At 71.3% G+C, this 23,760-nt stretch carries 22 protein-coding genes; 12 read left to right on the plus strand and 10 right to left on the minus strand.

Annotated features, from left to right (window positions below; translation table 11 throughout):
- Window positions 1–78 precede the first annotated feature (78 nt).
- The 5 genes from grpE to ACXDC7_RS04350 all read left to right on the plus strand — a co-directional run bounded on the left by grpE (window position 79) and on the right by ACXDC7_RS04350 (window position 5,948).
- Window positions 79–732, plus strand: coding sequence for a nucleotide exchange factor GrpE (gene grpE / locus ACXDC7_RS04330; protein ID WP_459221330.1), 654 nt, complete (start codon window positions 79–81; stop codon window positions 730–732).
- Complete coding sequence (gene dnaJ / locus ACXDC7_RS04335; RefSeq protein ID WP_459221331.1) at window positions 732–1,937, plus strand: molecular chaperone DnaJ; 1,206 nt, start codon at window positions 732–734, stop codon at window positions 1,935–1,937. The genes grpE and dnaJ overlap by 1 nt, the downstream gene beginning before the upstream one ends.
- A 6-nt stretch (window positions 1,938–1,943) precedes the next feature.
- Window positions 1,944–2,336 carry a heat shock protein transcriptional repressor HspR gene (locus ACXDC7_RS04340; RefSeq protein WP_179444656.1) on the plus strand — a complete coding sequence of 131 codons (393 nt, stop codon included), beginning with the start codon at window positions 1,944–1,946 and terminating at the stop codon, window positions 2,334–2,336.
- A 158-nt stretch (window positions 2,337–2,494) separates the two neighbouring features.
- Window positions 2,495–5,149: an ATP-dependent chaperone ClpB gene (clpB, locus tag ACXDC7_RS04345; protein ID WP_459221332.1), complete on the plus strand. Its 2,655-nt coding sequence runs from the start codon at window positions 2,495–2,497 to the stop codon at window positions 5,147–5,149.
- Window positions 5,136–5,948 (plus strand): spermidine synthase, encoded by an 813-nt coding sequence (locus ACXDC7_RS04350; protein WP_459221333.1) that lies wholly within the window; start codon window positions 5,136–5,138, stop codon window positions 5,946–5,948. The genes clpB and ACXDC7_RS04350 overlap by 14 nt, the downstream gene beginning before the upstream one ends.
- Here the strand turns inward: ACXDC7_RS04350 and ACXDC7_RS04355 are convergent.
- From ACXDC7_RS04355 to ACXDC7_RS04400, 10 genes are all read right to left on the minus strand, one after another.
- Window positions 5,941–6,951 carry an ABC transporter substrate-binding protein gene (locus ACXDC7_RS04355; protein ID WP_459221334.1) on the minus strand — a complete coding sequence of 337 codons (1,011 nt, stop codon included), beginning with the start codon at window positions 6,949–6,951 and terminating at the stop codon, window positions 5,941–5,943. The two genes, ACXDC7_RS04350 and ACXDC7_RS04355, sit on opposite strands and share 8 nt — an antisense overlap.
- A gap of 62 nt (window positions 6,952–7,013) precedes the next feature.
- On the minus strand, window positions 7,014–7,853 hold the full coding sequence (locus ACXDC7_RS04360) for an ABC transporter ATP-binding protein (protein WP_459221335.1): 840 nt from the start codon (window positions 7,851–7,853) through the stop codon (window positions 7,014–7,016).
- On the minus strand, window positions 7,850–8,959 hold the full coding sequence (locus ACXDC7_RS04365; RefSeq protein WP_459221336.1) for a FecCD family ABC transporter permease: 1,110 nt from the start codon (window positions 8,957–8,959) through the stop codon (window positions 7,850–7,852). The genes ACXDC7_RS04360 and ACXDC7_RS04365 overlap by 4 nt, the downstream gene beginning before the upstream one ends.
- Window positions 8,956–9,990, minus strand: a complete 1,035-nt coding sequence (locus tag ACXDC7_RS04370; RefSeq protein WP_179444651.1) for an iron chelate uptake ABC transporter family permease subunit — start codon at window positions 9,988–9,990, stop codon at window positions 8,956–8,958. Before ACXDC7_RS04370 ends, ACXDC7_RS04365 begins: the two co-directional genes overlap by 4 nt.
- A gap of 266 nt (window positions 9,991–10,256) precedes the next feature.
- Window positions 10,257–10,877 (minus strand): GntR family transcriptional regulator, encoded by a 621-nt coding sequence (locus ACXDC7_RS04375; protein WP_459221337.1) that lies wholly within the window; start codon window positions 10,875–10,877, stop codon window positions 10,257–10,259.
- Between the two features lie 46 nt (window positions 10,878–10,923).
- The gene (tcuA, locus tag ACXDC7_RS04380; protein ID WP_459221338.1) at window positions 10,924–12,468 is read right to left on the minus strand and encodes an FAD-dependent tricarballylate dehydrogenase TcuA; all 1,545 of its coding nucleotides are present in this window, start codon (window positions 12,466–12,468) and stop codon (window positions 10,924–10,926) included.
- Between the two features lie 13 nt (window positions 12,469–12,481).
- Window positions 12,482–13,288 carry an N-acyl homoserine lactonase family protein gene (locus tag ACXDC7_RS04385; protein ID WP_459221339.1) on the minus strand — a complete coding sequence of 269 codons (807 nt, stop codon included), beginning with the start codon at window positions 13,286–13,288 and terminating at the stop codon, window positions 12,482–12,484.
- On the minus strand, window positions 13,285–14,211 hold the full coding sequence (locus ACXDC7_RS04390; protein ID WP_459221340.1) for an NAD(P)-dependent oxidoreductase: 927 nt from the start codon (window positions 14,209–14,211) through the stop codon (window positions 13,285–13,287). Before ACXDC7_RS04390 ends, ACXDC7_RS04385 begins: the two co-directional genes overlap by 4 nt.
- Entirely contained in the window at window positions 14,208–15,698 is a 1,491-nt protein-coding gene (locus tag ACXDC7_RS04395; RefSeq protein WP_459221341.1) for an aldehyde dehydrogenase, read from the minus strand. Before ACXDC7_RS04395 ends, ACXDC7_RS04390 begins: the two co-directional genes overlap by 4 nt.
- The gene (locus ACXDC7_RS04400) at window positions 15,691–17,028 is read right to left on the minus strand and encodes an MFS transporter (RefSeq protein ID WP_179444648.1); all 1,338 of its coding nucleotides are present in this window, start codon (window positions 17,026–17,028) and stop codon (window positions 15,691–15,693) included. Before ACXDC7_RS04400 ends, ACXDC7_RS04395 begins: the two co-directional genes overlap by 8 nt.
- A 135-nt stretch (window positions 17,029–17,163) precedes the next feature.
- Between ACXDC7_RS04400 and zwf the strand changes: the two genes are divergently transcribed.
- The 7 genes from zwf to ACXDC7_RS04435 all read left to right on the plus strand — a co-directional run bounded on the left by zwf (window position 17,164) and on the right by ACXDC7_RS04435 (window position 23,754).
- Entirely contained in the window at window positions 17,164–18,681 is a 1,518-nt protein-coding gene (zwf, locus tag ACXDC7_RS04405) for a glucose-6-phosphate dehydrogenase (protein ID WP_343045875.1), read from the plus strand.
- 15 nt (window positions 18,682–18,696) lie between these two features.
- Window positions 18,697–19,293, plus strand: a complete 597-nt coding sequence (locus ACXDC7_RS04410; RefSeq protein ID WP_179444646.1) for a hypothetical protein — start codon at window positions 18,697–18,699, stop codon at window positions 19,291–19,293.
- Window positions 19,290–19,982: a class E sortase gene (locus ACXDC7_RS04415; RefSeq protein WP_459221342.1), complete on the plus strand. Its 693-nt coding sequence runs from the start codon at window positions 19,290–19,292 to the stop codon at window positions 19,980–19,982. Before ACXDC7_RS04410 ends, ACXDC7_RS04415 begins: the two co-directional genes overlap by 4 nt.
- The gene (gene pyrE, locus ACXDC7_RS04420; protein ID WP_179444644.1) at window positions 19,979–20,539 is read left to right on the plus strand and encodes an orotate phosphoribosyltransferase; all 561 of its coding nucleotides are present in this window, start codon (window positions 19,979–19,981) and stop codon (window positions 20,537–20,539) included. Before ACXDC7_RS04415 ends, pyrE begins: the two co-directional genes overlap by 4 nt.
- Window positions 20,536–21,267 carry a LemA family protein gene (locus ACXDC7_RS04425; protein WP_459221343.1) on the plus strand — a complete coding sequence of 244 codons (732 nt, stop codon included), beginning with the start codon at window positions 20,536–20,538 and terminating at the stop codon, window positions 21,265–21,267. The genes pyrE and ACXDC7_RS04425 overlap by 4 nt, the downstream gene beginning before the upstream one ends.
- Before the next feature lie 94 nt (window positions 21,268–21,361).
- Window positions 21,362–22,471, plus strand: a complete 1,110-nt coding sequence (locus ACXDC7_RS04430) for a hypothetical protein (RefSeq protein WP_459221344.1) — start codon at window positions 21,362–21,364, stop codon at window positions 22,469–22,471.
- Window positions 22,468–23,754 (plus strand): hypothetical protein, encoded by a 1,287-nt coding sequence (locus ACXDC7_RS04435; RefSeq protein WP_459221345.1) that lies wholly within the window; start codon window positions 22,468–22,470, stop codon window positions 23,752–23,754. Before ACXDC7_RS04430 ends, ACXDC7_RS04435 begins: the two co-directional genes overlap by 4 nt.
- Window positions 23,755–23,760: the final 6 nt, after the last annotated feature.

Consider the following 23,760-nt stretch of genomic DNA (forward strand, 5'->3'; position numbering starts at 1 on the left):
CGGCATCCGCTGACGCCTCGCCGGGTCGCCCAGCACGGGCGGCCCGGCGGGTCGTACCCGCAACGCAGAGGAGACAGCGTGCAATCGCAGAATTCCGATCCCGCTGACCAGGCGGGACCCTACGACCGGCCCGGCGCTCAGCAGCCCGCCGAGCCCGGCGTGCCCGACAACGAGAACGCGGCGCCCGATCAGGACACGACGCCCGATCAGAATGCGGCGCCCGATCAGAACGCGGCGGCCGGCGCCGAGGACGCATCCGATGCCGGCGAACCGGCCGATGCCTCGGTCCAGCTTGCCCTGCAGCTCGCCGAGCGGACCGCTGATCTGCAGCGGTTGCAGGCCGAGTACGTGAACTACAAGAAGCGCGTCGATCGCGACCGCGACCTGTCCCGCCGGGCCGGCGCCGAGCGGATCCTCGCCGACCTGATGGGCGTGCTGGACAACATCCGCAGCGCCCGCGAGCACGAGCAGATGACCGACGGGTTCAAGCTGGTCGCCGGCGAGATCGAGAAGGTCGCGTCCCGGCACGGGCTGGAAGCCTTCGGCGAGAAGGGCGACCCGTTCGACCCGCGGATCCACGAGGCCCTGATGCAGACCCAGGCGAGCGGGATCACCGAGCCGACGGCCGCGGAGGTCCTCCAGGTCGGCTACAAGGTCGGCGATCGGGTGCTGCGCCCGGCCCGGGTCGCCGTCGCGCAGCCCGCGGAGGACGCGCCCGACCAGGAGGCCTGATGAGCACCAAGGACTGGCTGGAGAAGGACTACTACAAGATCCTCGGCGTCGCCAAGGACGCCAAGCCCGCCGACATCAAGAAGGCGTTCCGCAAGCTGGCCCGGGAGAACCACCCGGACCAGCATCCCGGCGACGCCGAGGCCGAGAAGCGCTTCAAGGAGGCGTCCGAGGCGCACTCGGTGCTCTCGGATCCGGAGCAGCGCCAGGAGTACGACGACGCGCGCCGGATGTTCGGCGGGGGTGGGTTCCGTTTCCCTCGCGGCGGCGGGGGAGCGCCCGGCGGCGGTACCTCCGCCGGGTTCGAGGACTTGTTCCGAAACGCCACCGGCGGCGGCGCCGCCGACTTCTCTGACCTGTTCGGCGGCCTGGCCGGCCGGTTCGGTCAGGGGCGGACCAGCCGCGGGCCCGGCCCGCGCCGCGGGACCGACATCGAGGGCGAGGTGACGATCGACTTCGTCGACGCCGTCGAGGGGACCACCGTCAGCATGCAGATGGTCTCGGAGAATGCCTGCGAGGCCTGCCACGGGACCGGCGCCCGCGCCGGCACCGTGCCGCGGGTCTGCCCGACCTGCGAGGGCGCGGGCATGGTCAGCGCGTCGGCCGGCGGCGGGTTCAGCTTCACCGAGCCGTGCCCGGACTGCCGCGGGCGCGGTCTGATCGTGGACGACCCCTGCCCGGTCTGTCACGGTTCCGGGCGCGCCAAGTCGACCAAGACGATGCACGTGCGGATCCCGGCTGGGGTCAGCGACGGGCAGAAGATCCGGCTCAAGGGCAAGGGTGGCCCGGGCGAGAACGGCGGCGCCGCCGGCGATCTCTATGTGCTGGTCAACGTGTTGCCGCACGCGGTCTTCGGGCGCAAGGGCGACAACATGACGATCACCGTGCCGGTGACCATCGTCGAGGCCTCGCTCGGCGGTGAGATCGACGTGCCGACCCTGTCGGGCACGTCTGCGGTCAACTCGGATCGGGTACGCCTGAAGATCCCGGCGGGTACGCCGAATGGCCGGACCTTCCGAGTCCGCGGCAAGGGCGTGGCGAAGAAGGACGGCACGCGGGGCGACCTGCTGGTCACCGTCGAGGTCGCCGTCCCGTCCGCGATCACCGACGAGGCCAAGGAGGCCCTGGCGGCCTACGGACGACTCACCGACAGCGCCGATCCGCGGGCGGCGATCTTCGCCGACGCGCGTTCGGGGCGGCGGGGGTGATCCGCGATGGCGGCTGTATCCGGTCGCAATGCGGTCGAGCTGATCGATGAGGAGGCGCCGGTCTTCGTGATCTCGGTGGCCGCGCGGCTCGCCGGGATGCACCCGCAGACCCTGCGTACCTATGACCGGATGGGGCTGGTCTCCCCGCGGCGCGCCCGCGGGCGGGGCCGGCGCTATTCGCGGCGCGACATCGGCCGGCTGCGCTCGATCCAGCGGCTGTCACAGGACGAGGGCATCAATCTGCCCGGGATCGCCCGGATCCTCGCGCTGCAATCGCAGAACGACCAGCTCCGCGGCCAGCTCGCCGAGCTGGGCAAGCTGCTGCGGGAGGCCCAGGTGGCGCGCTATCCACGGCTGTTCAGCGCCGACCCCGAGGGATCGGTACGCCTGCACCCGTGACGGCGCCGCTCGCGGCCCGGGTCAGTCCCGGGCCGTGCCATGACAACGAATCCACGCATCATGCCATCGTGAACGGAATGTCGACCCCGCATTCCGCAACGGCCGAGAACGGGCGATGATGGCATGAGCATCGCAGGACCGCCCGGAGGAGAGGCCAGATGGACACAGAGAAGCTGACCACCAAGAGCCGTGACGCCGTGTCGACCGCATTGCGGCTCGCACTCACCAACGGCAACCCGAGCGCCGAGCCGGTGCACCTGCTGCACGCGCTGCTGATGGTGCCGGAGAACAATGTGGGCCCGCTGCTGGAGGCGGCCGGCGCGGACCCGAAGACCGTCGACGCGCAGGCGGAGGCGGCGATCAAGAAGCTGCCGGCCGCGTCGGGCAGCTCGGTCAGCCAGCCGCAGCTCTCCGGCGGGTTCGCCCGGGTGCTGGCCGACGCCGAGGTACGCGCGGACCAGTTCGGCGACAAGTTCGTGACCACCGAGCACCTGCTGCTCGGCCTGTCGACCATCGAGTCCGAGGCGTCGTCGATCCTGTCCCGGGCCGGGGCGGAGACCGATGCGCTGATCCAGGCCTTCGAGCAGTTGCGCGGCGACAAGCGCGTGACCAGCCCGGAGGCGGAGGGCTCGGAGTCGGCGCTGGAGGAGTACGGCGTCGACCTCACCGCGCAGGCCCGCGAGGGCAAGCTCGATCCCGTGATCGGCCGGGATTCGGAGATCCGCCGCGCGGTGCAGGTGCTGTCGCGGCGTACCAAGAACAACCCGGTGCTGATCGGCGAGCCCGGCGTGGGCAAGACCGCCGTCGTCGAGGGCCTGGCCCAGCGCATCGTCGATCTCGACGTGCCGGACTCGCTGAAGAACCGCCGACTGATCGCGCTCGACCTGACCGCGATGGTCGCCGGCGCGAAGTACCGCGGCGAGTTCGAGGAGCGGCTGAAGGCCGTGCTGAACGAGATCAAGGAGTCCGAGGGCGAGATCATCACCTTCATCGACGAGCTGCACACCGTCGTCGGCGCGGGCGCCTCGGGCGACGGGTCGATGGACGCCGGCAACATGCTCAAGCCGATGCTGGCCCGCGGCGAGCTGCGGATGATCGGCGCGACCACCCTGGACGAGTTCCGCGAGCGGATCGAGAAGGACCCCGCGCTGGAGCGGCGCTTCCAGCAGGTCTTCGTCGGCGAGCCGAGCGTGGAGGACACCATCGCCATCCTGCGCGGCCTGCGGGAGCGCTACGAGGCGCACCACAAGGTGGCGATCACCGACGCCGCCCTGGTCGCCGCGGCGTCGCTGTCCAACCGCTACATCACCGCGCGACAGCTTCCGGACAAGGCGATCGACCTGGTCGACGAGGCGGCCTCGCGGCTGCGGATGGAGATCGACTCCTCCCCGGAGGAGATTGATCAACTTCGCCGCGATGTGGACCGGATGACGATGCAGCAGCTCGCGCTGGAGAAGGAGAACGACCCGGCGTCGAAGGAGCGGCTCGACCGGCTGAACGGCGAGCTGGCCGACGCGCAGGAGAAGCTGCGCGGGCTGGAGCAGCGCTGGGCCGCGGAGAAGGAGGGGCTGAACAAGGTCGGCGACCTGCGCAAGCGGATCGACGACCTGCGCGGCGAGGCCGAGCGCGCCCAGCGCGAGGGCGACCTGGGCAAGGCATCCGAGCTGCTCTACGGCGAGATCCCGTCGCTCCAGGCGGCCCTGGAGAAGGCCGATGCCGACGAGGCGACCCATACGCCGATGGTGTCCGAGGAGGTCGGCGCATCCGACATCGCCGAGGTCGTCTCGGCCTGGACCGGCGTACCTGTCGGCCGGATGATGGAGGGCGAGAGCGAGAAGCTGCTCAACATGGAGACCCGGCTGGCGAACCGGCTGATCGGCCAGGAGAAGGCGGTCAAGGCGGTCTCGGATGCGGTACGCCGCTCGCGCGCCGGCATCTCCGACCCGAACCGGCCGACCGGCTCCTTCCTGTTCCTCGGCCCGACCGGCGTCGGCAAGACCGAGCTGGCGAAATCGCTCGCGGAGTTCTTGTTCGACGACGAGTCCTCGATGGTCCGGATCGACATGAGCGAGTACTCCGAGAAGCACTCGGTGTCGCGGCTGGTCGGCGCGCCTCCCGGCTATGTCGGCTACGACGAGGGCGGCCAGCTCACCGAGGCGGTACGCCGCCGCCCGTATTCGGTGGTGTTGCTGGACGAGGTCGAGAAGGCCAATCCGGAGATCTTCAACATCTTGTTGCAGGTGCTCGACGACGGCCGGCTGACCGACGGGCAGGGGCGTACCGTCGACTTCCGGAACGTGATCTTGATCCTCACCTCGAACCTGGGATCGCAGTTCCTCGCCGATCCGGAGATGCCGGAGGACAAGAAGCACGAGGCGGTGATGGGCGTGGTACGCCAGTCCTTCCGCCCCGAGTTCCTGAACCGGCTGGACGAGATCGTGATGTTCGAGCCGCTGCAGGCGAGCGAGCTGGCCAAGATCGTCGACATCAGCCTGGAGCGGCTGAACAAGCGGGTCGCCGACCGCCGGATCACCGTCGAGGCCGATCACGACGCTCGCGTCTGGCTCGGCGTGAACGGCTTCGATCCGGTCTACGGCGCGCGGCCGCTGCGCCGGCTGATCCAGCGCGAGGTGGAGGACCCGCTGGCCCGCGAGGTGCTCGCCGGCAAGATCATGGAGGGCTCGACGGTCACCTTCGAGGTCGACTCCGGCACCGACACGCTGGTGATGAAGACCGACGCCCCGCACGGTGCCGATGCGGCCACGCCGGACGAGACGAAGCGCTCCGACGAGCTGGCGGGTGACCGCGGCTGACGACCCGCTCGTTCCGGACGGTGCGCGCCCCGGCGCGTTCACCGTCCGGGTCGGCGGGGCATCGCAGTCCTATGTGGATCCCGGCGATCCGCTGCACCTGGAGTTCGAGTACATGCAGCGGATCGCCGATCTGCTCGATGCCTGGGCCGCCCCGCTGGAGCGGCTGCGGGTGATCCACGTCGGCGGCGCCGGGATGACGCTCGCCCGCTATGTCGCCGCGACCCGGCCGACGTCGCCGCAGATCGTGCTGGAGCCCGACGCGGAACTGACCGAGCGGGTGCGCGCGGAGCTCCCGCTGCCCCGCGGTAGCGGCGTCAAGGTGCGCGCGATCGACGGCCGGGCGGGGGTCGCGGCGATGCGCGCGGAGTTCGCCGATGTGATCATCAACGACGCCTTCGTCGCCGGCCGGGTGCCGGCGGACCTGACCACGCGCGAGTACCTGGCCGACGTGCGGCGCGTGCTGCGCGCCGCCGGCGTGCTGTTGATCAATGTCACCGACCGGGGCCCGTTCTCCTACGCCCGGCGCGTCGCCGCCGGCGCGGCCGAGCTGTTCCCCCGGGTGGCGATCACCGCCGAGCCGCCGATCCTGAGGGGCCGGCGGTTCGGCAACCTGGTGATCATCGCCTCGGGCGCCGAGCTGCCCGTACGGGTGCTGCAGCGCAAGGGCGCGAGCGCGATGTTCCCCTACCGGGTGGTGCACGGCGCCGACGCCGAACGCTGGATCAATCGCGCAAAGCCCTTCACCGATGCCGATCCCGGGACCTCGCCCGACCTGGTCCGCGAGCTGGGACTCAGGTGACCGAGCGGTCGGAGCTCAGCCAGCCGGCGAGCTCGCGCATGTAGCCGGCCTGGGAGGCGTAATCCATCGCCACCAGCTTCCACGGGTGCAGTTGGCCGGCCGCGGCGGCGGGCAACCGCGCGAAGGCGGGCTGCTGCATCAGCTTCTCCGGCGGATAGGAGTCGCGCATCGAGTAGAGCACGACATCCGACGGGTAGGTGTCGGCGTTCTCCCAGCTCACCTGGTGCCAGTAGTACTGGTCGCCGCCGATCTCGACGAAGTTCACCCCGAGGTCGGCGTAATAGGCCAGCGAGGGCTCGTCCGGCGCCTTGGCGAAGTAGAGCCCGGAATCCTCGGCATAGAGCGTGGTCACCGAGAGCCCGCTCTTCGCGGCCTCGGTCAGTTCGCGACCCGCCGCGTCGAAGTCCGCCCTGGCTGTGGTGATCAACTCGCTGTCCGGATCGGCTCCGAGCGCGACCGCGAGCTGCTCGGTGGCGGTGATCACCTCGGGTGCGCTGCCGGTCTGCTTGATCGCGATCACCGGCGCGAGCTGGCGTACCTGGTCCAACTGTGCGGTGTCGTTGAAGTAGTAGAGATTGTCCGGATCGTTCTGTGCGTACGCCAGCGTGATCACCAGCTCGATGCCGGCCGCGGCCATCGCCTCGATGTTGAGCTGCCCGTAGGTCGTGCCGACGATCTCGATCCCGCCGATGTCGACGCCCTCGAAGCTCGGGTCCTGGGCCGGGTCGACGAAGTGGAAGATCTGGGTCGGCCGAATGCCGAAGTTGATCAGAGCGACTGCGGCATCGCCGTAGGCGGCGATCCGGGTCGGCCGGCTCGGCAGTTCGATCTGCTGTCCCACGCCGTCCGTCCAGCGCCACGGGCCCTCGGTCGCCGGGCCGGCGGGTGTCGCCGGCGTCGGTCCGCCGCCGCAGGCCGCGAGCAGGCCCGCCGCCGCGGCGGTGGCCAGGCCCGTGCCCAGCAGTCGCCGGCGCGACAGCGTACCGATCGGATGAGTGGGCATGAAGGACCGCATGAAGCTCCTACCAGGTTGACGAAATGGGATTGAACGAAAGGTCGACGGGATCAGAGGGTGGCGTACGCGGTTACCGGTTCTCGGACGGGAGCGCCGGCCGCGTCATGGATCGACGTCTTGGGCACCACCACCGGCAGCCCGTCGCGGCCGACGGCGATCACCTCGGCATCCAGCCCGAACACCCGGCGCAGCATCTCGGCGTCGAAGACCTCGGCGGGTGTGCCCTGGGCGACGATCGCGCCGTCGGCCATGATCACGATCCAGTGGGCATAGCGCACCGCCAGGTTCAGGTCGTGCAACACCATCGCGACGGTACGCCCGCGCTCGGCATTCAGCCGGCAGACCAGCTCCAACACGTCGACCTGATGGGCAAGATCAAGATAGGTGGTCGGCTCGTCCAGCAGTACCAGATCGGTCTCCTGGGCGAGCGTCATCGCCAGCCAGGCGCGCTGCCGCTGGCCACCGGACAGTTGATCCAGCGCCCGATCACGTAGCTCGCTCATGTCGGTCATCGCCAGTGCCGCCTCGACCGCGGCCTCGTCCTCGCGCGACCACTGGCTGAACCAGCGCTGGTGCGGATGCCGGCCGCGGCCGACCAGGTCGCGGACCAGCAGCCCCTCCGGCGCGATCGGCGACTGCGGCAGGATCGACATCCGCTGCGACACGGCACGCGGGGCATAGGACTCGATCGGCCGATCATCGAGCAGCACCCGACCGGCGGCCGGTTTCAGGATCCGGGCCAGGGTCCGCAGCAGGGTCGACTTGCCACACCCGTTCGGACCGATGATTGCGGTGATCATGCCGTCACCGATCTCGATGTCGAGACCGTTGATCACCGGTTGCTGGCCGTAGCCGACGACCAGGCCCTCGGCGCGCAGACGTGAGCTCATGCGGAGATCCTCCGATTCGAACGCAACAACAACCACAACAGATAGGGGGCGCCGAGGACGGCGGTGATCATGCCGGCCGGCAGGCCGAGCGGGATCACCACGCGGCTGATCAGGTCGGCACCGAGCACCAGCGCCGCACCGAAGGTCATCGCCGCGAGCATCGGCGGCCGTGATCCTCCGGTCAGCCGCAGGGCGATCTGCGGCACGACGAACGCGACGAAGTTCAACGGTCCCACCGCCGATACGGCGACCGCGGCCAGCCCGACCGCGCAGACGAGCATCAGCAGTTGCGTCGTCTGCAGCCGCACCCCGAGCCCGCGGGCGGAGTCGTCGCCGAGCTGCATCGCATTCAGCGAGCGGATCAGGATCAGCGAGGCGGGCACGAACACCAGCAACGACGCGGCCACCGGCAGCGCCTGCTCCCAGCCGCGTCCGTTCAGGGAGCCGTTCAACCAGATCGCGGCGCTGGCCGCATCCTCGATCTGGGCGGTCGCCAACAACCACGACACGATGGCCGTCATGAAGGCGCCGATGCCGATGCCGATCAGCACCAGCCGGCCACCGTCGACGCCGCCGCGCCAGGCCAGGACGTAGAGCAGGGCCGCGGTGCCGATACCGCCGACGAAGGCGGCAACCGGTACGCCGACGGTCTGCAACAGGCCCGAGACGATGCCGCCGCCGTAGCCCGCGGTACCGGCGAGGATGATCACGCTTACCGCGCCCGCCGAGGCCCCGTTGGTGATCCCGAGGATGTCGGGGCTGGCCAGCGGATTGCGGGCGAAGGTCTGGGTCAGCGCGCCCGACAGCCCCAGCGCGGCGCCGACCAGCACCGCGACGCTGGCCTGCGGCAGCCGCAGGCCGTTGATGATGAAGCTCTGCGCCGGCGTACCACCGCCGAGGAGCGTGATCACCACATCGGTCGGCGCGATCGGATAGTCGCCGAGGCCGAGATCCAGCACGAACAAGATCGCGGCAACGATCAGGCCACCGAGCGCGACCATCCCGGCGCGGATGGGCACCTGCCACGACATCGGTCCGAGTCGCAGCGAGACGGGCTGGCTGCCGGGGCGTCGGGCATCCGGCCGCGCGAGCGTGTCGGTGCTCACAGTTTCACCAACCGGGCGCGCCGGACCAGCAGCACGAAGACCGGCCCGCCGATCAGGGCCATCACGATGCCGACCTGCAGCTCGGCGGGCCGGACCATCAGCCGGCCGAGGATGTCGCCGGCCGTGACCAGGATGGCGCCGAGCAGGGTCGAGTAGACGAGGATCCAGCGATAGTCGACGCCGGCCAGGAAGCGCGCGAGGTGGGGGACGACCAGCCCGACGAAGGAGATCGGGCCGCAGGCCGCGGTGGTCGCGCCGACCAGCAGCATCACCGCGGCGATGCCGATCACCTTGGCCCGCGTGGGCCGGATGCCGAGCGAGCGGGCGACGTCGTCGCCGAGTTGCAGCAGGTTCAGGCTTCGCGAGCTGATCGCGGCGAGCACCGCGCCCGCGACCAGGAACGGCGCCACCTGCGCGACCACGTCGAGGCCGCGGTTGGCGACCGAGCCGACCTGCCAGAACCGCCACTGGTTCAGGGTCGCCCGGTCGGTCAGCACGACGGCCTGGGTGCAGGCGATCAACAACGCGGAGACGGCCGCGCCGGCAAGGACCAGCGAGACCGGGTTCGGGCCCCCGCGGCTCGACCCGATGGCGAACACCGCGGCAGCGGCCAGGCCGGCGCCGGCCAGGGCGAACCAGGCGTACCCGGCCAGCGAGGTGACGCCGAACGCGAACACGCCGATCACGACCGCGAAGGCCGCACCGGCGTTCACGCCCAGCAGGCCGGGGTCGGCCAGCGGATTGCGGGTGTGGCCCTGCATCAGCGCGCCCGCCAGACCGAGGGCCGCGCCCGCGAGCAGGCCGAGCGCGGTACGCGGGACCCGCAGCCCGTTGACGATCGTCGAGATGTCCGAGCCGTCCGGGTACAGCAATGCCCCGAGCACCTCGCCGATCGGGATGTCGCGGCTGCCGATGGCGAGGCTGGCGAGTGCGGCGCCGACCGCGAGCACGACCAGCAGCGTCAGCCCGAGCACCGACCCGCGCCGCGGCGGGGCCTCCGTGCTCGGCGGTACGCGCTGGGTGGTGGTCACTGCGCTCCTCGGGATCGTCGCTCCGGCGGCGCCGGCTGCATGGTGAGGCTAACCTAATAGGCTGCCGCGACTCAATCCGGAGTCACCGCGCCGCGCCGTTGGCGACCACTCGCCCGGGTTGTGGCGGGGTTCAGACCAGGACGGCAGCCACAACCCCAACCAGTGGTCGCCAACGGCGCGGAAGCGTGCCCGGCGGTCGCCACTTGCCGGGCGAGTGGTCGCTTTCGGCGGCGGACGACGTGCAAGCGAACCCGCGTGACGGGCGCTCAGGACCGGGTCATCATCCACAGGCGCACCTCGCGGGCGCTGACGATGTGCGCCTCGGCGAGGGTCTTCGCCCGGTCGGTGTCGCCGGCGTCGATCGCCTCCAGCAGCCGCTCGTGCTCGTCCAGCACGGCGACCCAGCGCTCCGGGACCTCGAGCGTGGTCGTCGGATACCGGATCAGGTGCACGTTCAGCCGGTGCAGCAGGTCGATCAGCGTGGGGTTGTGGCTCGCCGCCCAGATCGCCTCGTGGAACACCCGGTTCAGCCGGGCGCGCTCGCGCGGATCGTCGGTCGCGGCGCGCATGTCGTCGGCCGCGACCCGCAGCCGCGCCCGATCCAGTTCGGTCGAGCGCTCCGCGGCGCCCCGCGCTGCCGCGCCCTCCAGCGTGATCCGCACCTCGTAGATGTCGAGGATCTCCTCGGGGCTGGTCGCGCGTACCCGAAAGCTCCGCCCGGCCCGCTCGACCAGCATCTCGGCCTCCAGCCGGTGCAACGCCTCGCGCACGGGAGTGCGGGAGGTGCCGAACTGGGCGGCCAGCGCGTTCTCCGAGAGCGACCGTCCCGGCGCGAGCCCGCCGGCCAGGATCGCCTCGCGGATGTCCTCATACACCGTCGTCGCCATCGGTCCCTCCCGCCCGGACTCTAGTGCGCCGGCGCGGCGGCGGGCCTCAGGCGATCCGGCCCGCGCGCCGCCCGAACACCATCCCCGCCGCCAGGCCCGACCCGCCCGGGTAGTTCACGCTGAACAGCCCGCCGAGCGCCTCGCCGCAGGCGTACAGCCCCGGGATCGGTACGCCCGACTCGTCCAGCACGCGGCCGTCCAGGTCGCCGCGCAGGCCGCCGAAGGTGAACGTGATCCCGCAGGTCACCGGGTAGGCGTAGAACGGACCGGTCTCGATCGGCGCGGCCCAGTTGCTCTTCGGCGGGCGCACCGCCGCGGACCGGCCGTCCTTGATCGTCGGGTCGAACGGCACCGAGCGGTCGATCGAGGCGTTGAACTCGCCCACCGTCCGCGCCAGCGTCTCGGCCGGTACGCCGATCCGCCCGGCCAGCTCCTCGATCGTGTCGGCGACCACCTCGGTCACCCCGGGCATCTCGTACTCCTCTGCGCGCAGCATCGGGCGCAGCGTCGCGTCGAAGATCTGGTACGCCACGGAGCCCGGCTGGGCAAGGATCTCCCGGCCGTACTTGGCGTAGGTGTAGTTGCGGAAGTCCGCGCCCTCGTCGAGGAACCGCAGGCCGTCGCGGTTGACCAGGATGCCGAACGGGTAGCTCTGCCGGGTGAGCCGGTTGGTCAGCTCGCGGTTGGACGCGTTCTCGGGGTGGCCGGCGTCCCACTGCACGCTGTGGCAGGTCGACCAGTCGCCGCCGCGCGCGGCGCCGAGGTCGAGGGCGGCGGCGATCAGGTCGCCGGTGTTGTTCGGCGTACCGCGCACCACGGCGTGCGACCAACCCGGGCCCAGGTAGCGCTCGCGCCACTGCGGGTTCGCCTCGAAGCCGCCGGCGGCGATGATCACCGACTCGGCCCGCGCGGTCAGCTCGGCCCCGTCCGCGGTGCCGCGTACGCCGACCACCCGGCCGTCGGTGACGATCAGGTCGGTGACGTGTACGCCGTAGCGCACGTCGATGCCGAGGCGCCGCGCGACGGCCGTGTGGTCGGCGATCAGGCCCTCCCCGCCGCCGACATTGCCCACATGCAGGCCGCCCCAGAACAGGTAGCTCCCGTCGGGGCGCTGGAAGGCCTGCCGCTCATACATCAGCCGGTACTTCACGCCGAGTCCGTGCAGCCAGCGGACGGCATCCAGCGCGTCGGCGACCAGCACCGCCGCCAGCTCGGGGTCGCCGCGCCCCTCGGTCACCTTGGCCAGGTCGGCGGCGTACTCCTCGCGGCTGTAGGGCGGCACCTCGCTGACGGCGTGCCGCTCGTCGGGCTCGACCAGGTCGCGCAGATCGGTCATGCCGTCGTGCGGGATCCGGGTGGCGCCGGCGGTGTAGAAGCTGTTGCCGCCGGACTCCTCGCGCGTACCGCGCTCCAGCAACAGCACCCGGCGGCCGCGTTCGGCGGCGGCGTGGGCGGCGGAGAAGCCGGCGTTCCCGCCGCCGACCACGATCACGTCCGCCTCGATCGGCTCGGCCCGATCCGCGACGGCACGATCCGCGACGGCACGGTCCTCGGTGGTCGGTTGCGCGGCGGTCTCGACCTGCTGGCTCATGCGGTTCCTTCGTTCACTGATGGGGGGTGGGGGACAGCGAGAACACGGCGTCGTCGGTGCCGGGCACGGCCGGGTGCCGGTCGGGCACCCGCGGGTCGTGCCCGGGCACGATCACGCCGTCGTCTCCGGCGAGCTCGCGCAGCCGGTCGAAGGCGAGATACATCCGCGGCAGCTCGTGCACGACGCCGTAGGGGTGGTCCTCGTCGAGATTGGCGTAGAAGTGGCTGGCGTCGCTGGCCAGCACGACCGGCCCGGCGTCGGTCGCGACGCGCACGACCTGGGTACCGGCGGTGTGTCCGCCGACCAGGTGCAGCGAGACCCGGTCGTCGAGCCGGGCGTCGCCCGCGTGGACGCGGACCCGGCCGGCGGCCTCCAGCTCGCCGAGCCGGGCCAGGTCGCCGGGGTGCAGCAGGTGGGCGTACGCCCCGCGCCGCGCCATCGGCCCGCGCCAGAAGTCGAGCTCGTCGCGCTGCACGTGCAGGGTGGCCGCCGGGTAGGCGTCGAGGTGGCCGGTGTGGTCGTAGTGCAGGTGGCTGAGCACCACATCGCTCACCTGTTCGGGGCCGAGGCCGAGGCGGCCGAGCAGTTCGACCGGGCTGGCCACGTACGGCCGGTCGCCGCGCCTGGCCGCCTCGACGGCGGTGAAGCCGGTGTCCACCACGATCGCCCGGTCGCCACGCACGATCGCCCACGTGTAGTAGTCGATCGGCCACGGCCCCATGCAGTCGGCGGGGTGGCCGTAGAAGTGCTCGCCGCGCACCGAGGCGGTACGCCACGCGTAGCGCAGGGCATACACGCCGTCGCCGGCCGGCGCGCTCACGGCTGCTCGCCGAAGGTCAGCGACTGGCCGGTCCAGGACTGCCACAGCGTGGCGATGGCGGCGTAGTCGTCGCGGCCGAGCCCGGCGGCGGCCGCCAGGTCGTAGACCGACTGCGCGGCCTGGGTCGCGAAGAGCGGTACGCCGCTGCGCTGCGCCATCGCCAGCGCGAGCGTCGAGTCCTTGCGGGCCGCGTCCAGCGACATCCCGCCGGTGTAATTGCCACCGGCGACGCGCTCCATCATCCGGTGGGTGAGCGGGCGGAGCAGCCCGGCGTCGGGCTGGCTGAGCATGGCCGCGATGTCGGTCAGGCGTACCCCCTGGGCGCGGGCCATCGCGAACGCCTCGACCAGCACCACCATCACGGCGTGCGCGACGCCGTTGTTGACCACCTTGGCCGCCATCGCCGAGCCCAGCGCGCCCAGCTCGCGTATCCCGCCCCCGCCGAGCGCCGCGAGCAGGTCGCGCACCTGCGCCAGATCGGCCTCCTCGCCGCCGATCAGCAGCGTCGCCGTGCCGCCGCTCATCTGGCCGACGCCGGACAGCACGGCCGCCTCGACCAGCCGGACGTCGTGTGCGGCCAGCGCGGCGGCCATCTCGCGCACGTCGTCCGGCAGCACCGTGCTGGTCTCGATCACGATCGTCCCGGGCGCCAGTTGCGGGCCGAGCTCGGCCAGCACGGCGTGCGAGATCGCCGGGTTGGGCAGCGACAACACGATCCGCCCGCAGCCGGCCAGGTCGGCCAGCCGGTCGGTGGCTTGCAGCCGGTCGATCCCACCGGCCAGCTCGCGCCGGTCGGCGGCGATGTCGAACGCGACGACATCGAAGGCGGTGCCGAGCCGTTCGGCGATCGGCAGGCCCATCTGGCCGAGCCCGACCAGGCCGACCGTGGAGTTGCCATCCATGATCATCTTCTCCTCGCTCATGCCTTGATCGCGAAGGGGTCGCGTACCTCGTCGGACAGATCGATCAAGACGTTCTTGGTACGCAGGTAGCCCTCGATCGCCTCGATCCCGCGCTCGCGGCCGTGGCCGGAGCGGCGTACCCCGCCGAACGGCGCCTGCGCCGCCGAGTAGCGATAGGTGTTCACCCACACGGTGCCGGCGATCAGCTCGCGGGCGACGCGGTGGGCGCGGGCGAGGTTCTCGGTCCACACGCCCGAGGCCAGCCCGAACTCGGTGCCGTTGGCGATGGTGATCGCCTCCTCCTCGGTCGCGAACCGGGTGATCGCGAGCACCGGCCCGAAGACCTCCTGCTGCGCGAGCGGCGAGGCCGGGTCGACATCGGCGAACACGGTGGGCTCGACATACGAGCCGGCGGCCAGCGCCGGATCGTCCGGCGCGCCGCCGCCGGCCAGCAGGCGGGCCGAGCCGCGCGCCGCGTCGATGTGGCCGAGGATGCGGTCGCGCTGCGCGGTGGAGACGACCGGGCCGAGCTGCGTGGCGTCGGCGAACGGATCACCCAGCACGATCGCGCGAGCGCGTTCGGCCAGCCGCCGCTCGACCTCGTCGGCGACCCCCTCGTGCACCAGCAGCCGCGATCCGGCGATGCAGGCCTGCCCGCCGGCGGCGAAGATCCCCGCGACCGCACCCGGCACCGCGCGATCCAGGTCGGCGTCGTCGAAGATCACGTTGGCGCTCTTGCCGCCGAGCTCGAGGGTGACCGGGACCAGCGTCTGCGCCGCCGCGCGGGCGATCGCCTGCCCGGTCGGCACGGAGCCGGTGAAGCTGATCGTGCCGAGCCGCGGGTCGGTGGTCAGCGCCTCCCCGGTGGTCACGCCGCCGGTGACGATGTTCACCACGCCGTCGGGGAAGCCGGCCTCGGCGAGCAGGTCCGGCATCGCCAGGGTGGTCATCGGCGCGATCTCGCTCGGCTTGACCACCACGGTGCATCCGGCGGCGAGCGCCGGGGCGAGCTTGTTTGCCAGCAACTGCATCGGCGAGTTCCAGGCCGTGATCAGGGCGGCCACTCCGACCGGCTCGCGGCGGGTGTAGTCGAAGGTCTCCCAGGCGTCCAGCGGCACGGTGCGACCGTCGATCTTGTCGGCGAGGCCGGCGAAGAACCGGTAGTTGCGCGCCGCGAATGCCGCCTGGGCGCGCGTCTCGCGCAGCAGTTTGCCGTTGTCGCGCGATTCCAGCCGCGCCAGGCGGTCGGCATCGCGCTCGATCAGGTCGGCGAGCCGGTGCATCAGCCGGGCACGCTCGCCGCCGCTGACCCGGCGCCAGTCGGCGAACGCGTCCTCCGCCGCGCCGATCGCCGCGCCGACCTGCTCCGGGCCGGCGTCGGCGATCTCTCCGAGCACGGCGCCGTCGATCGGGCTGTGCACCCCCATCGTGGCGGCGGGATCGAGCGCGGGGCGCTCGCCCCCGATCAGCATCCGGGTGTCCGGAACGTCTCGTTGCGGGTCAGGCACGTGGTTCTCCTTCGGTTGTCTGCGGCGGCTGCTCTCCCATCCAACGCCGCCCGGGTTGCGTTGCCACCCAGACCGCGATGAAGGTCAGCACGGACACCAAGATCATGTACGGCGGGATGGTCACCACGGCGCCGAGCCCGGTGGCGAGCAGCGCGGTCAGGATCAGCGGGGCGAACCCGCCGCCGAAGATCGCGCCGATCTGGTAGCCGAGCGATGCTCCGCTGTAGCGGACGCGGGCGGGGAACAGCTCGGCGAACAGGGTGGCCATCGGCCCGTACATGAACGGGTGGATCAGGGCGAGCCCGACGAACGTCGTGATCGCGAAGGTGGCGACGGAGGGGAACGCCTGGTTGATCAGGAAGAACGGATAGGCGTACAGCGCGAAGAGCACGGTCCCGGTCAGGAACACCCGGCGCCGCCCGATCCGGTCCGACAGCGCGGCGCACAGCGGGATGGTGAACAGCTCCGCGAATCCGGCGACCGCGACGATGGTGAGCACGGTCCCGCGGGCCATCCCGAGCGTGGTGGTGGCGTAGGTGAGGATGAATGTCGCGAACATGTAGAAGTTGACGAACGGCGCGAGGCACATCACGGCGGCCAGCACGATGTTCAGCGGGTGCTGGCGAAGTGCCTCCAGGGCCGGCATCGCTGCCCGTTCGCCGGAGGCCTCCACCCGCTCGAACTCCGGGCTCTCGATCACGCGGAGCCGGATGAACAGGCCGACCCCGACCAGCAACGCGCTGAACAGGAACGGGATCCGCCAGCCCCAGGCGAGGAAGTCCTCGGGCGGCAGCAGGGTGGTCAGGCCGAACACCACGGTGGACAGCACCAGCCCGGCCGGCGAGCCGGCCTGGGTCCAGCTTCCGGCGAGTCCGCGGTGCTTCTCGTCGGTCGACTCGACCGACATCAGCACGGCCCCGCCCCACTCCCCGCCGACCGCGAAGCCCTGCAGCAGGCGGAGCAGGAGCAGCAGCAGCGGCGCGGCCACGCCGATCTGGGCGTAGGTGGGCAACAGGCCGATCAGGAAGGTCGCCGCGCCCATCCCGACCAGGCTCCAGACCAGCATCGACTTGCGGCCGATCCGGTCGCCGAAGTGCCCGAACACGATCCCGCCGATCGGGCGGGCGAGGAAGCCCGCGGCGAACGTGCCGAACGACACCAGGGTGCCGACCAGCGGGTCGAAGGACGGGAAGAACAAGACGTTGAACACCAGCGCCGACGCCGTGCCGTAGAGATAGAAGTCGTACCACTCGATCGCCGTGCCGACGAACGAGGCGGTGATGACCCTGCGGGTCATCGCCGGGTCTCGCACCTCATTGTGCTGAGCCATCGCGGCTCCTTCCGTGGAGCGTGCGGGCCCCTCCGCACGCGTTGCATCCGATTGTATACAAATGCATTCCGAATGGTCGACCGGCTGACGGCCCCCGCACCCCCGCGGGCTCGCGGCCGGTGCGACGATGGGCGTGTGCCTGAGAACACGACCCCGGACTCCGCGCTGCACCCCGCCGACAACATCGCCTATCCCGACCCCGCCGCCCGCCGGCGCGGCGGCACCGAGAAGATCGCCCCGCACGTCATCGTGTTGTTCGGGGCGACCGGCGACCTGGCCCAGCGCAAGCTGCTGCCGGGCCTGGCGTACCTGTCCGTGTCCGACCTGACGCCCGACATCGAGGTCGTCGGCACGTCGCTGGAGGACATGACCACCGAGCAGTTCCGCGAGTTCGCCAAGACGGCGATCGACAAGTACGGCACCCACAAGCTGAGCGCCGAGCAGTGGGCCGAGTTCAGCCAGCGGCTGCACTACGTGCCCAGTTCGGCCGGACCGCAGGCGCTCGCCGACGTGGTGCACAAAGCCGAGTTCGATCTTGGTCCGAAGGCCCGCCTGCTGCACTACCTGAGCGTCCCGCCGAAGGCCGCCTCGGCGGTGTTGACCATGCTCAAGGACGCCGGGCTGGTGGAGAACTCCCGGGTGGTGATGGAGAAGCCGTTCGGCACCGACCTGGCCAGCGCCATCGCCCTGAACGACGAGGTGCACGAGACCTTCGACGAGAGCCAGATCTTCCGGATCGATCACTTCCTCGGCAAGGAGGCGGCGCTGAACATCTTGGCGTTCCGCTTCGCGAACGGATTGTTCGAGCCGATCTGGAACCGCAACTTCATCGATCATGTGCAGATCGACATCCCCGAGTCGCTCGGTCTTGATCAACGCGCCTCCTTCTACGAGCCGACCGGCGCCTACCGCGACATGGTCGTCACGCACCTGTTCCAGGTGCTGGCCTTCGTCGCGATGGAGCCGCCGACCGCGCTGGAGCCGAAGTCGATCAGCGAGGAGAAGAACAAGGTCTTCCGCTCGATGGAGGTGATTCGGCCGCACGAGGTGGTACGCGGGCAGTACCAGGGCTACCGGTCGGAGAAGGGGGTCGCGCGCGATTCCGACACCGAGACGTTCATCGCCCTGCGGGTGCGGATCGACAACTGGCGCTGGGCCGGCATCCCGTTCTACCTGCGTACCGGCAAGAAGATGGCCGAGGGGATGCGGATCATCTCGATCGCGTTCAAGGAGGCGCCGAAGTCGATGTTCCCGGCCGGCTCCGGGGTGGACGCGATGGGCCCGGATCACCTCACCTTCGATCTGGCCGACGAGGCGAAGATCTCGCTGTCCTTCTACGGGAAGCGGCCCGGCCCGGGGATGAAGCTGGACAAGCTGTCGATGCAGTTCTCCACCTCCGAGACCGATGCCGCCGACGATGTCCTGGAGGCCTACGAGCGGTTGATCATGGACGCCATGCGCGGTGATCACACGCTGTTCACCTCCGCGGAGGGCATCGAGAGTCTGTGGCAGGTCTCCCAGCCGCTGCTGGACAACCCGCCGCCGGTGAAGCCCTATCCGCAGGGGACCTGGGGCCCGAATGCCGTGCACCAGTTGATCGCGCCGCATGCCTGGCGGCTGCCGTTCGAGCGGGTCTGGCGGACCAAGCCCTGAGGTAGCGTCGGTGCGGTGAGCTTCCCCGGGCCGTCGTTGCCGCCGCCACAGCCGTGGCAGCGGATGCCGATGCGACCCCCGCGCGGCCCGGCGTACCCCCCGCGCCCGGGCGCCGGGCCGGCGACCTCCGGCGCGCCCCGGCCGGGGCTGCTGACGGCCGCCGCCGTCGCCACCATGGTCGGATCGCTGGTCTGGTTGTGTGGCTTCACCATGTTCTGGCTGGCCGTGACCGGCGCGATGGCCTCGATCGCGGGCGTGGACGGCTACAACGGCACCTATCACCTGTTGAACTCCTTCCATCTCGGGCTGGTCAACGGCGGCGCCTGGGCCGCCTACGTGCCCGCGCTGGTCGCCGTGGTGCTCGGCGGCATGCTGCTGACGCGCGCCCCCTGGGTGCGGATCGCGACCACCGTCTGGGGCGTGATCGCGATGGCCTGGGGGGCGTGGTGGCAGTGGTCCAGCCCGGCCCTGTGGGCGCCGGCGGCGATCTACATCGCGCTGGTCATCCTCGCCACCTGGTCCCCCGACGTCGGCAGGTGGTATCGCGGCGCGGACAAATCACCCCCCAGGGGTTTGGACTCGGCGCCGCAGCAGGTGAGAATGACTCCATGACCCGGGTTGATCCTGCCCCGAGCCGTGCCCGCAAGCCCAAGAAGAAGCGGGGCGTCTCGCCGTTGACCGTCGTCGGCGTCTTGTTGCTGGTGATCGGCCTCGGCTGTCTCGGCTACATCGGCTGGCAGTACTTCGGCACCAATGTGGTGTCCCAGCGCGCCTTCAGCGAGGAGCGCACCAATCTGCGCGAGCAGTGGAAGCAGCCCGACAGCGACCCGGTGACCAGCGAGCCCGGTGCCGCCGTCCCGGGCGACGCAGTGGCGCTGATGCGGATTCCGAAGCTGGGCGACGACTACGAGGTGCCGGTGCTCAAGGGCACCGATCCGGGTACGCTCGCCCGCGGCCTCGGCTGGTACGAGGAGACGGCACAGCCGGGCGAGGTCGGGAACTTCGCGGTCGCCGGGCACCGGGTCACCCACGGTGAGCCGTTCGCCAAGCTGCTCGAGCTCGAGGTCGGCGACACCGTGGTCGTCGAGACCCGCAAGGCCATCTACACCTACACGATCACCCAGGCGCCCAAGGACGTGACCGTGAAGGACAGCGAGACCTGGCCGCTCGATCCCGTGCCCGGCAAGAGCGGGCAGAAACCGACCGAGGCAATCCTCACGCTGACCACCTGCACCGACCTGTTCCGCTCGCCGGATCGCTCGATCGGGTTCGCCGACCTGACCAATACCGAGAACAAGTGAGCCGCGATCGCGCGGCGCTGGTCGAGCACATTCGTCGCCTCGGGGTGGTGCACGGCCGGGTGACGCTCTCCTCGGGCGCGGAGGCCGACTACTACATCGACATGCGGCGGGTGACGCTCGACGGGGTCGCGGCGCCGGTCCTGGGCCGGGTGATGCGCGAGCTCGTGGCCGATCTCGACTTCGACGCCGTCGGCGGCCTGACCCTCGGCGCCGACCCGGTCGCGACGGCGATGCTGCACGCGGCCGCGGCGGACGGCCAGCGCCTGGATGCGTTCGTGGTCCGCAAGGCGCAGAAGGCCCACGGCATGCAGCGGCTGATCGAGGGCACCGATGTCGCCGGGCGCCGGGTCCTGGTGGTCGAGGACACCTCCACAACGGGAGCCTCGGCCCTGACCGCGGTCGATGCGGTACGCCGGATGGGCGGCGAGGTGGTCGCCGTCGCCTGCATCGTGGACCGCGACACCGGGGCCGGGCAGGCGATCGCCGAGGCGGGCCTGCCCTACCGTTACGCTGTCAGCGCGGCTGACCTCGGCCTCGGGAAGGAAGCGGGACAGTGAACGGATTTCTGATCGCCCTGATCGTCATCGTCGCCATCGTTCTGGTGGCCGTGATCGCCGCCATCGGCATGTACAACGGCCTGGTCCGGCTGCGCAATCTCGTCCAGGAGTCGTGGCGTCAGGTCGATGTCGAGCTGAACCGGCGCTATGAGCTGTTGCCGAATCTGGTCGAGACCGTCCGGGCGTCGGCCGCCCACGAGCGCAACACCCTGGAGAACATCACCCGGCTGCGCAACCAGGCCGCCTCGCTCGCCCAGCGCGAGGGCGAGATCCCGAGCCCCGAGCGGGCCCAGGCGGAGGAGCAGCTCTCCGGCGCGGTCCGCAATCTGCTGGTCAGCGTCGAGGCGTACCCGCAACTGCAGAGCAACCAGAACTTCCTCGAACTGCAGAAGCAGCTCGCCGAGACCGAGGACCGGATCGCGGCCGGGCGGCGGTTCTACAACGCCAACGTGCGCGAATACAACACCAAGCAGGAGAGCTTCCCGGGCAACCTGTTCGCCGGGCCGCTCGGCTTCCAGCGCGCGACCTATTTCGAGGTCAACGACCCGGCGGTACGCCAGGCGCCCGACGTGAACTTCGGCGAGATCGCCTACCGGGGTGACGCCCCGACGGGCGGTGCGACTAGCGGGCAGCCGCAGCTCGGCCAGCAGGCTCCGCAGCAGCCGCAGGGCTTCGGCCAGCAGCCGGCGGCGCAGCCCGAACCGCGTCAGGATCCGCCCGCGCGCTGAGCCCGCAACTGTCTGCCCCGGCCCGAAATCGGTACCATCGCGGGCGGGCCCCGGGTGAGCCGGCGGTCCGGTCAGCGAACCCGAAGGGCGGCCGATGGCTGAGGAGACCGGCGAACGGAACCGTCGCCGCGCGCTCGTCGTGCTGCTCGCGGCGGCCGTCGGCGTCGTCGTGGTGGTGACGGTCGCGATCATCAACGACCGGACCTCGCCTGTCGACCAGGTCGCCCCGCGCGGCGCGGACGAGACCATCCTCAACCCACGGCCGAAGGATCCCGACGCCTCACCGCGGCCGGATCCGGGCAGCCCGACCGATCCCGACCGCGAGGGCACGGGCAATGGCGGAGGGCTCGATCCCGAAGCCCGCCATGACGACGATCACGTCGGCCGCTCTCCGCGCGGGCCCGACGCGCCCGGCGAGCCGAACGATGGCGAGGCGTCGATGCCGCCGGGCAACAACCCGCAGAACCGCCCGGACGCCACACCGCGCCCGCAACCGTCCGAACCCGCCCCGTCGGACTCCGCGCCCGAGGGCGGAGCCAGCCAGGAGCCGCCCGCGCCGTCGCCCGAGCCCCCGTCGACGCCCCAGCCCCCGGAACCGTCACCACAACCGCCGGAGCCGTCGCCGCCGACCTCGTCGTCGCCGACACCGACCGACGATCCGACGGCCGAGCCCGAGCCGTTGCCGAGCTTCCGGGCCGCCGTCGCCCCGGGGGGCGTGGACTACGGCTTCGTACCCGAGCGCGACGGTCGGTACACCTTCGTCTACAGCTACGAGATCGGCGACGTCGATCCGCGCGACATGGTCGCCCGCCAGACCCTCGTCGTCGTCGACCGGCGCCTGCAGCCGAATGCGGAGGGCGCCACCCAGGGCGCGGACGGACGGATCTCCGCGCGGGTGCTGCCGGACGAGTTCGCCGCGGACGGCGTCGATTCCCCGGAGCTGATCCCGGACCGCGACGAGCGGGGCGCGATGAGGGTTGGCGGGGTCCGGGTGTCCGATGGTGTGACCTATCCGCTGCGGCTCGACCAGCCCAGCGACACGGCGCTGGTCGGGCCGTCCTCGCCCACCCCGACGCCGCAGCCCGCGCCGACCGATGACGACGAGGCATTCCGCGGGTCCCCCACGCCCACGGCATCGGCCTACCAGGCCCCGAGCGCGACGAGCCCGGGCCCCGCCACCCCGACCCCGGAGCCCACGCCGTGAGTGCGGGCGATCCCGACGGACGCGGCGCGCCGCACTGGCCGCAGCAGGATCGCCACGAGGGCGGCCGGCATCTGGCGTCGGTGCCGCATTCGAGCGGCTCACCGACGTGGCGGCCGTCCCCGCAGCCATCCCCGTCGCCGCGTGGCCGCGGTCCCGGCCTGGTGCGCTCGGCCCTGCTGCCCATCGGCGTGTTCCTGCTGGTCCTCGCGGTCGGCCTGTCGGGGTACGCCGGCTGGCGCGCCCTGGTCCAGCCGCCGCCCGCACCACCACCCGCGGCCGCTGGCAGCGAGCTGTCGCGCCCGGCGCCGCCGGGCTGGAGCTCTCAGTTCGCCTGGTCGCAGGAGATCTCGGAGACCCGGGACATCGCGGTCAGCAACAACCGGATCGCCACCATCAATGCCAACGGGTCGCTGGTGGTGCTGAATGCCGACGGGGGCGAGGTGATGTGGGCCTCCAAGCCGGTGGTGATCTCGACCAGCGCGCGACCGGTGATCGCCGATGCCGGCGGTACGCCGGTGGCCGGGATCATCGACGGGCAGGATCTGTACCTGAGCCGGCTGGACGATGCGTCGGGTTCCCCCGAGCTGTCGGCCCGGGTGCTGCCCCCGCAGTCGGCGGTGACCTGGACGGGCGGTTCGTTGCTGGTCACCGCGCCGTCCGGCACCTGGACGGTCGGACCGGACCTCAACCTGCGCTCGGTCGACGTGCCGCGTGACGAGGTGGCGATGGCGGCCGACGCCGAGCAGGTGATCTCCGCGCCCCAGGAGGGCGGCTGGTTGCTGACCGGCGGCGACGACCAGGAACGCGTGACCCCGGATGCCCCGCGCGGCGCCCGGGGGAGTCCGCATCCGGCCTGGGCGGCACGAGGGGTGGTCTTCGCTTGGTGGGACACCTCGGACGGTCGGCGCAAGGTCGCCAGCCTGCACGATGCGCGGAGCGGGGAACTGCTCGCGCTGTCCCAGGTGAGCGATGACACGCTGCGCGGGGGGATGTTCCTGACGGTCTCACCGGGCCGGGCGCTGGCCAGCGCGGGCCCGATGCTGGTCGACCTGCGTACCGGCTTCACCACGATCGACGACGAGTGGAACTCCCAGGCGGCGCCCAACGACCGCTATCTCTACGGCAGCCGGTCCGGGATCAAGGCCGTCTGGGACGGCCGGGAGGTCACCGACATGGACCCGGATGCCGCCGTACCGTGGGGGACGTCCGACGCCGGACTGGCAATCGTGCTGGACCGCACCGAAGAGGGCACCACCCTCGTCGGCGGCCTGCGACCCGAGTGAGGAGAC

Source organism: Naumannella huperziae (genome assembly GCF_054073625.1).

Coding starts and splice junctions, on each gene's coding strand:
- ACXDC7_RS04415 (WP_459221342.1), top strand. CDS start 19,290: ATGACCCGGGTTGATCCTGCCCCGAGCCGTGCCCGCAAGCCCAAGAAG.
- ACXDC7_RS04400 (WP_179444648.1), bottom strand. CDS start 17,028: ATGGCTCAGCACAATGAGGTGCGAGACCCGGCGATGACCCGCAGGGTC.
- clpB (WP_459221332.1), top strand. CDS start 2,495: ATGGACACAGAGAAGCTGACCACCAAGAGCCGTGACGCCGTGTCGACC.
- ACXDC7_RS04360 (WP_459221335.1), bottom strand. CDS start 7,853: ATGAGCTCACGTCTGCGCGCCGAGGGCCTGGTCGTCGGCTACGGCCAG.
- ACXDC7_RS04375 (WP_459221337.1), bottom strand. CDS start 10,877: ATGGCGACGACGGTGTATGAGGACATCCGCGAGGCGATCCTGGCCGGC.
- ACXDC7_RS04355 (WP_459221334.1), bottom strand. CDS start 6,951: ATGCCCACTCATCCGATCGGTACGCTGTCGCGCCGGCGACTGCTGGGC.
- ACXDC7_RS04340 (WP_179444656.1), top strand. CDS start 1,944: ATGGCGGCTGTATCCGGTCGCAATGCGGTCGAGCTGATCGATGAGGAG.
- ACXDC7_RS04430 (WP_459221344.1), top strand. CDS start 21,362: ATGGCTGAGGAGACCGGCGAACGGAACCGTCGCCGCGCGCTCGTCGTG.
- dnaJ (WP_459221331.1), top strand. CDS start 732: ATGAGCACCAAGGACTGGCTGGAGAAGGACTACTACAAGATCCTCGGC.
- tcuA (WP_459221338.1), bottom strand. CDS start 12,468: ATGAGCCAGCAGGTCGAGACCGCCGCGCAACCGACCACCGAGGACCGT.
- ACXDC7_RS04390 (WP_459221340.1), bottom strand. CDS start 14,211: ATGAGCGAGGAGAAGATGATCATGGATGGCAACTCCACGGTCGGCCTG.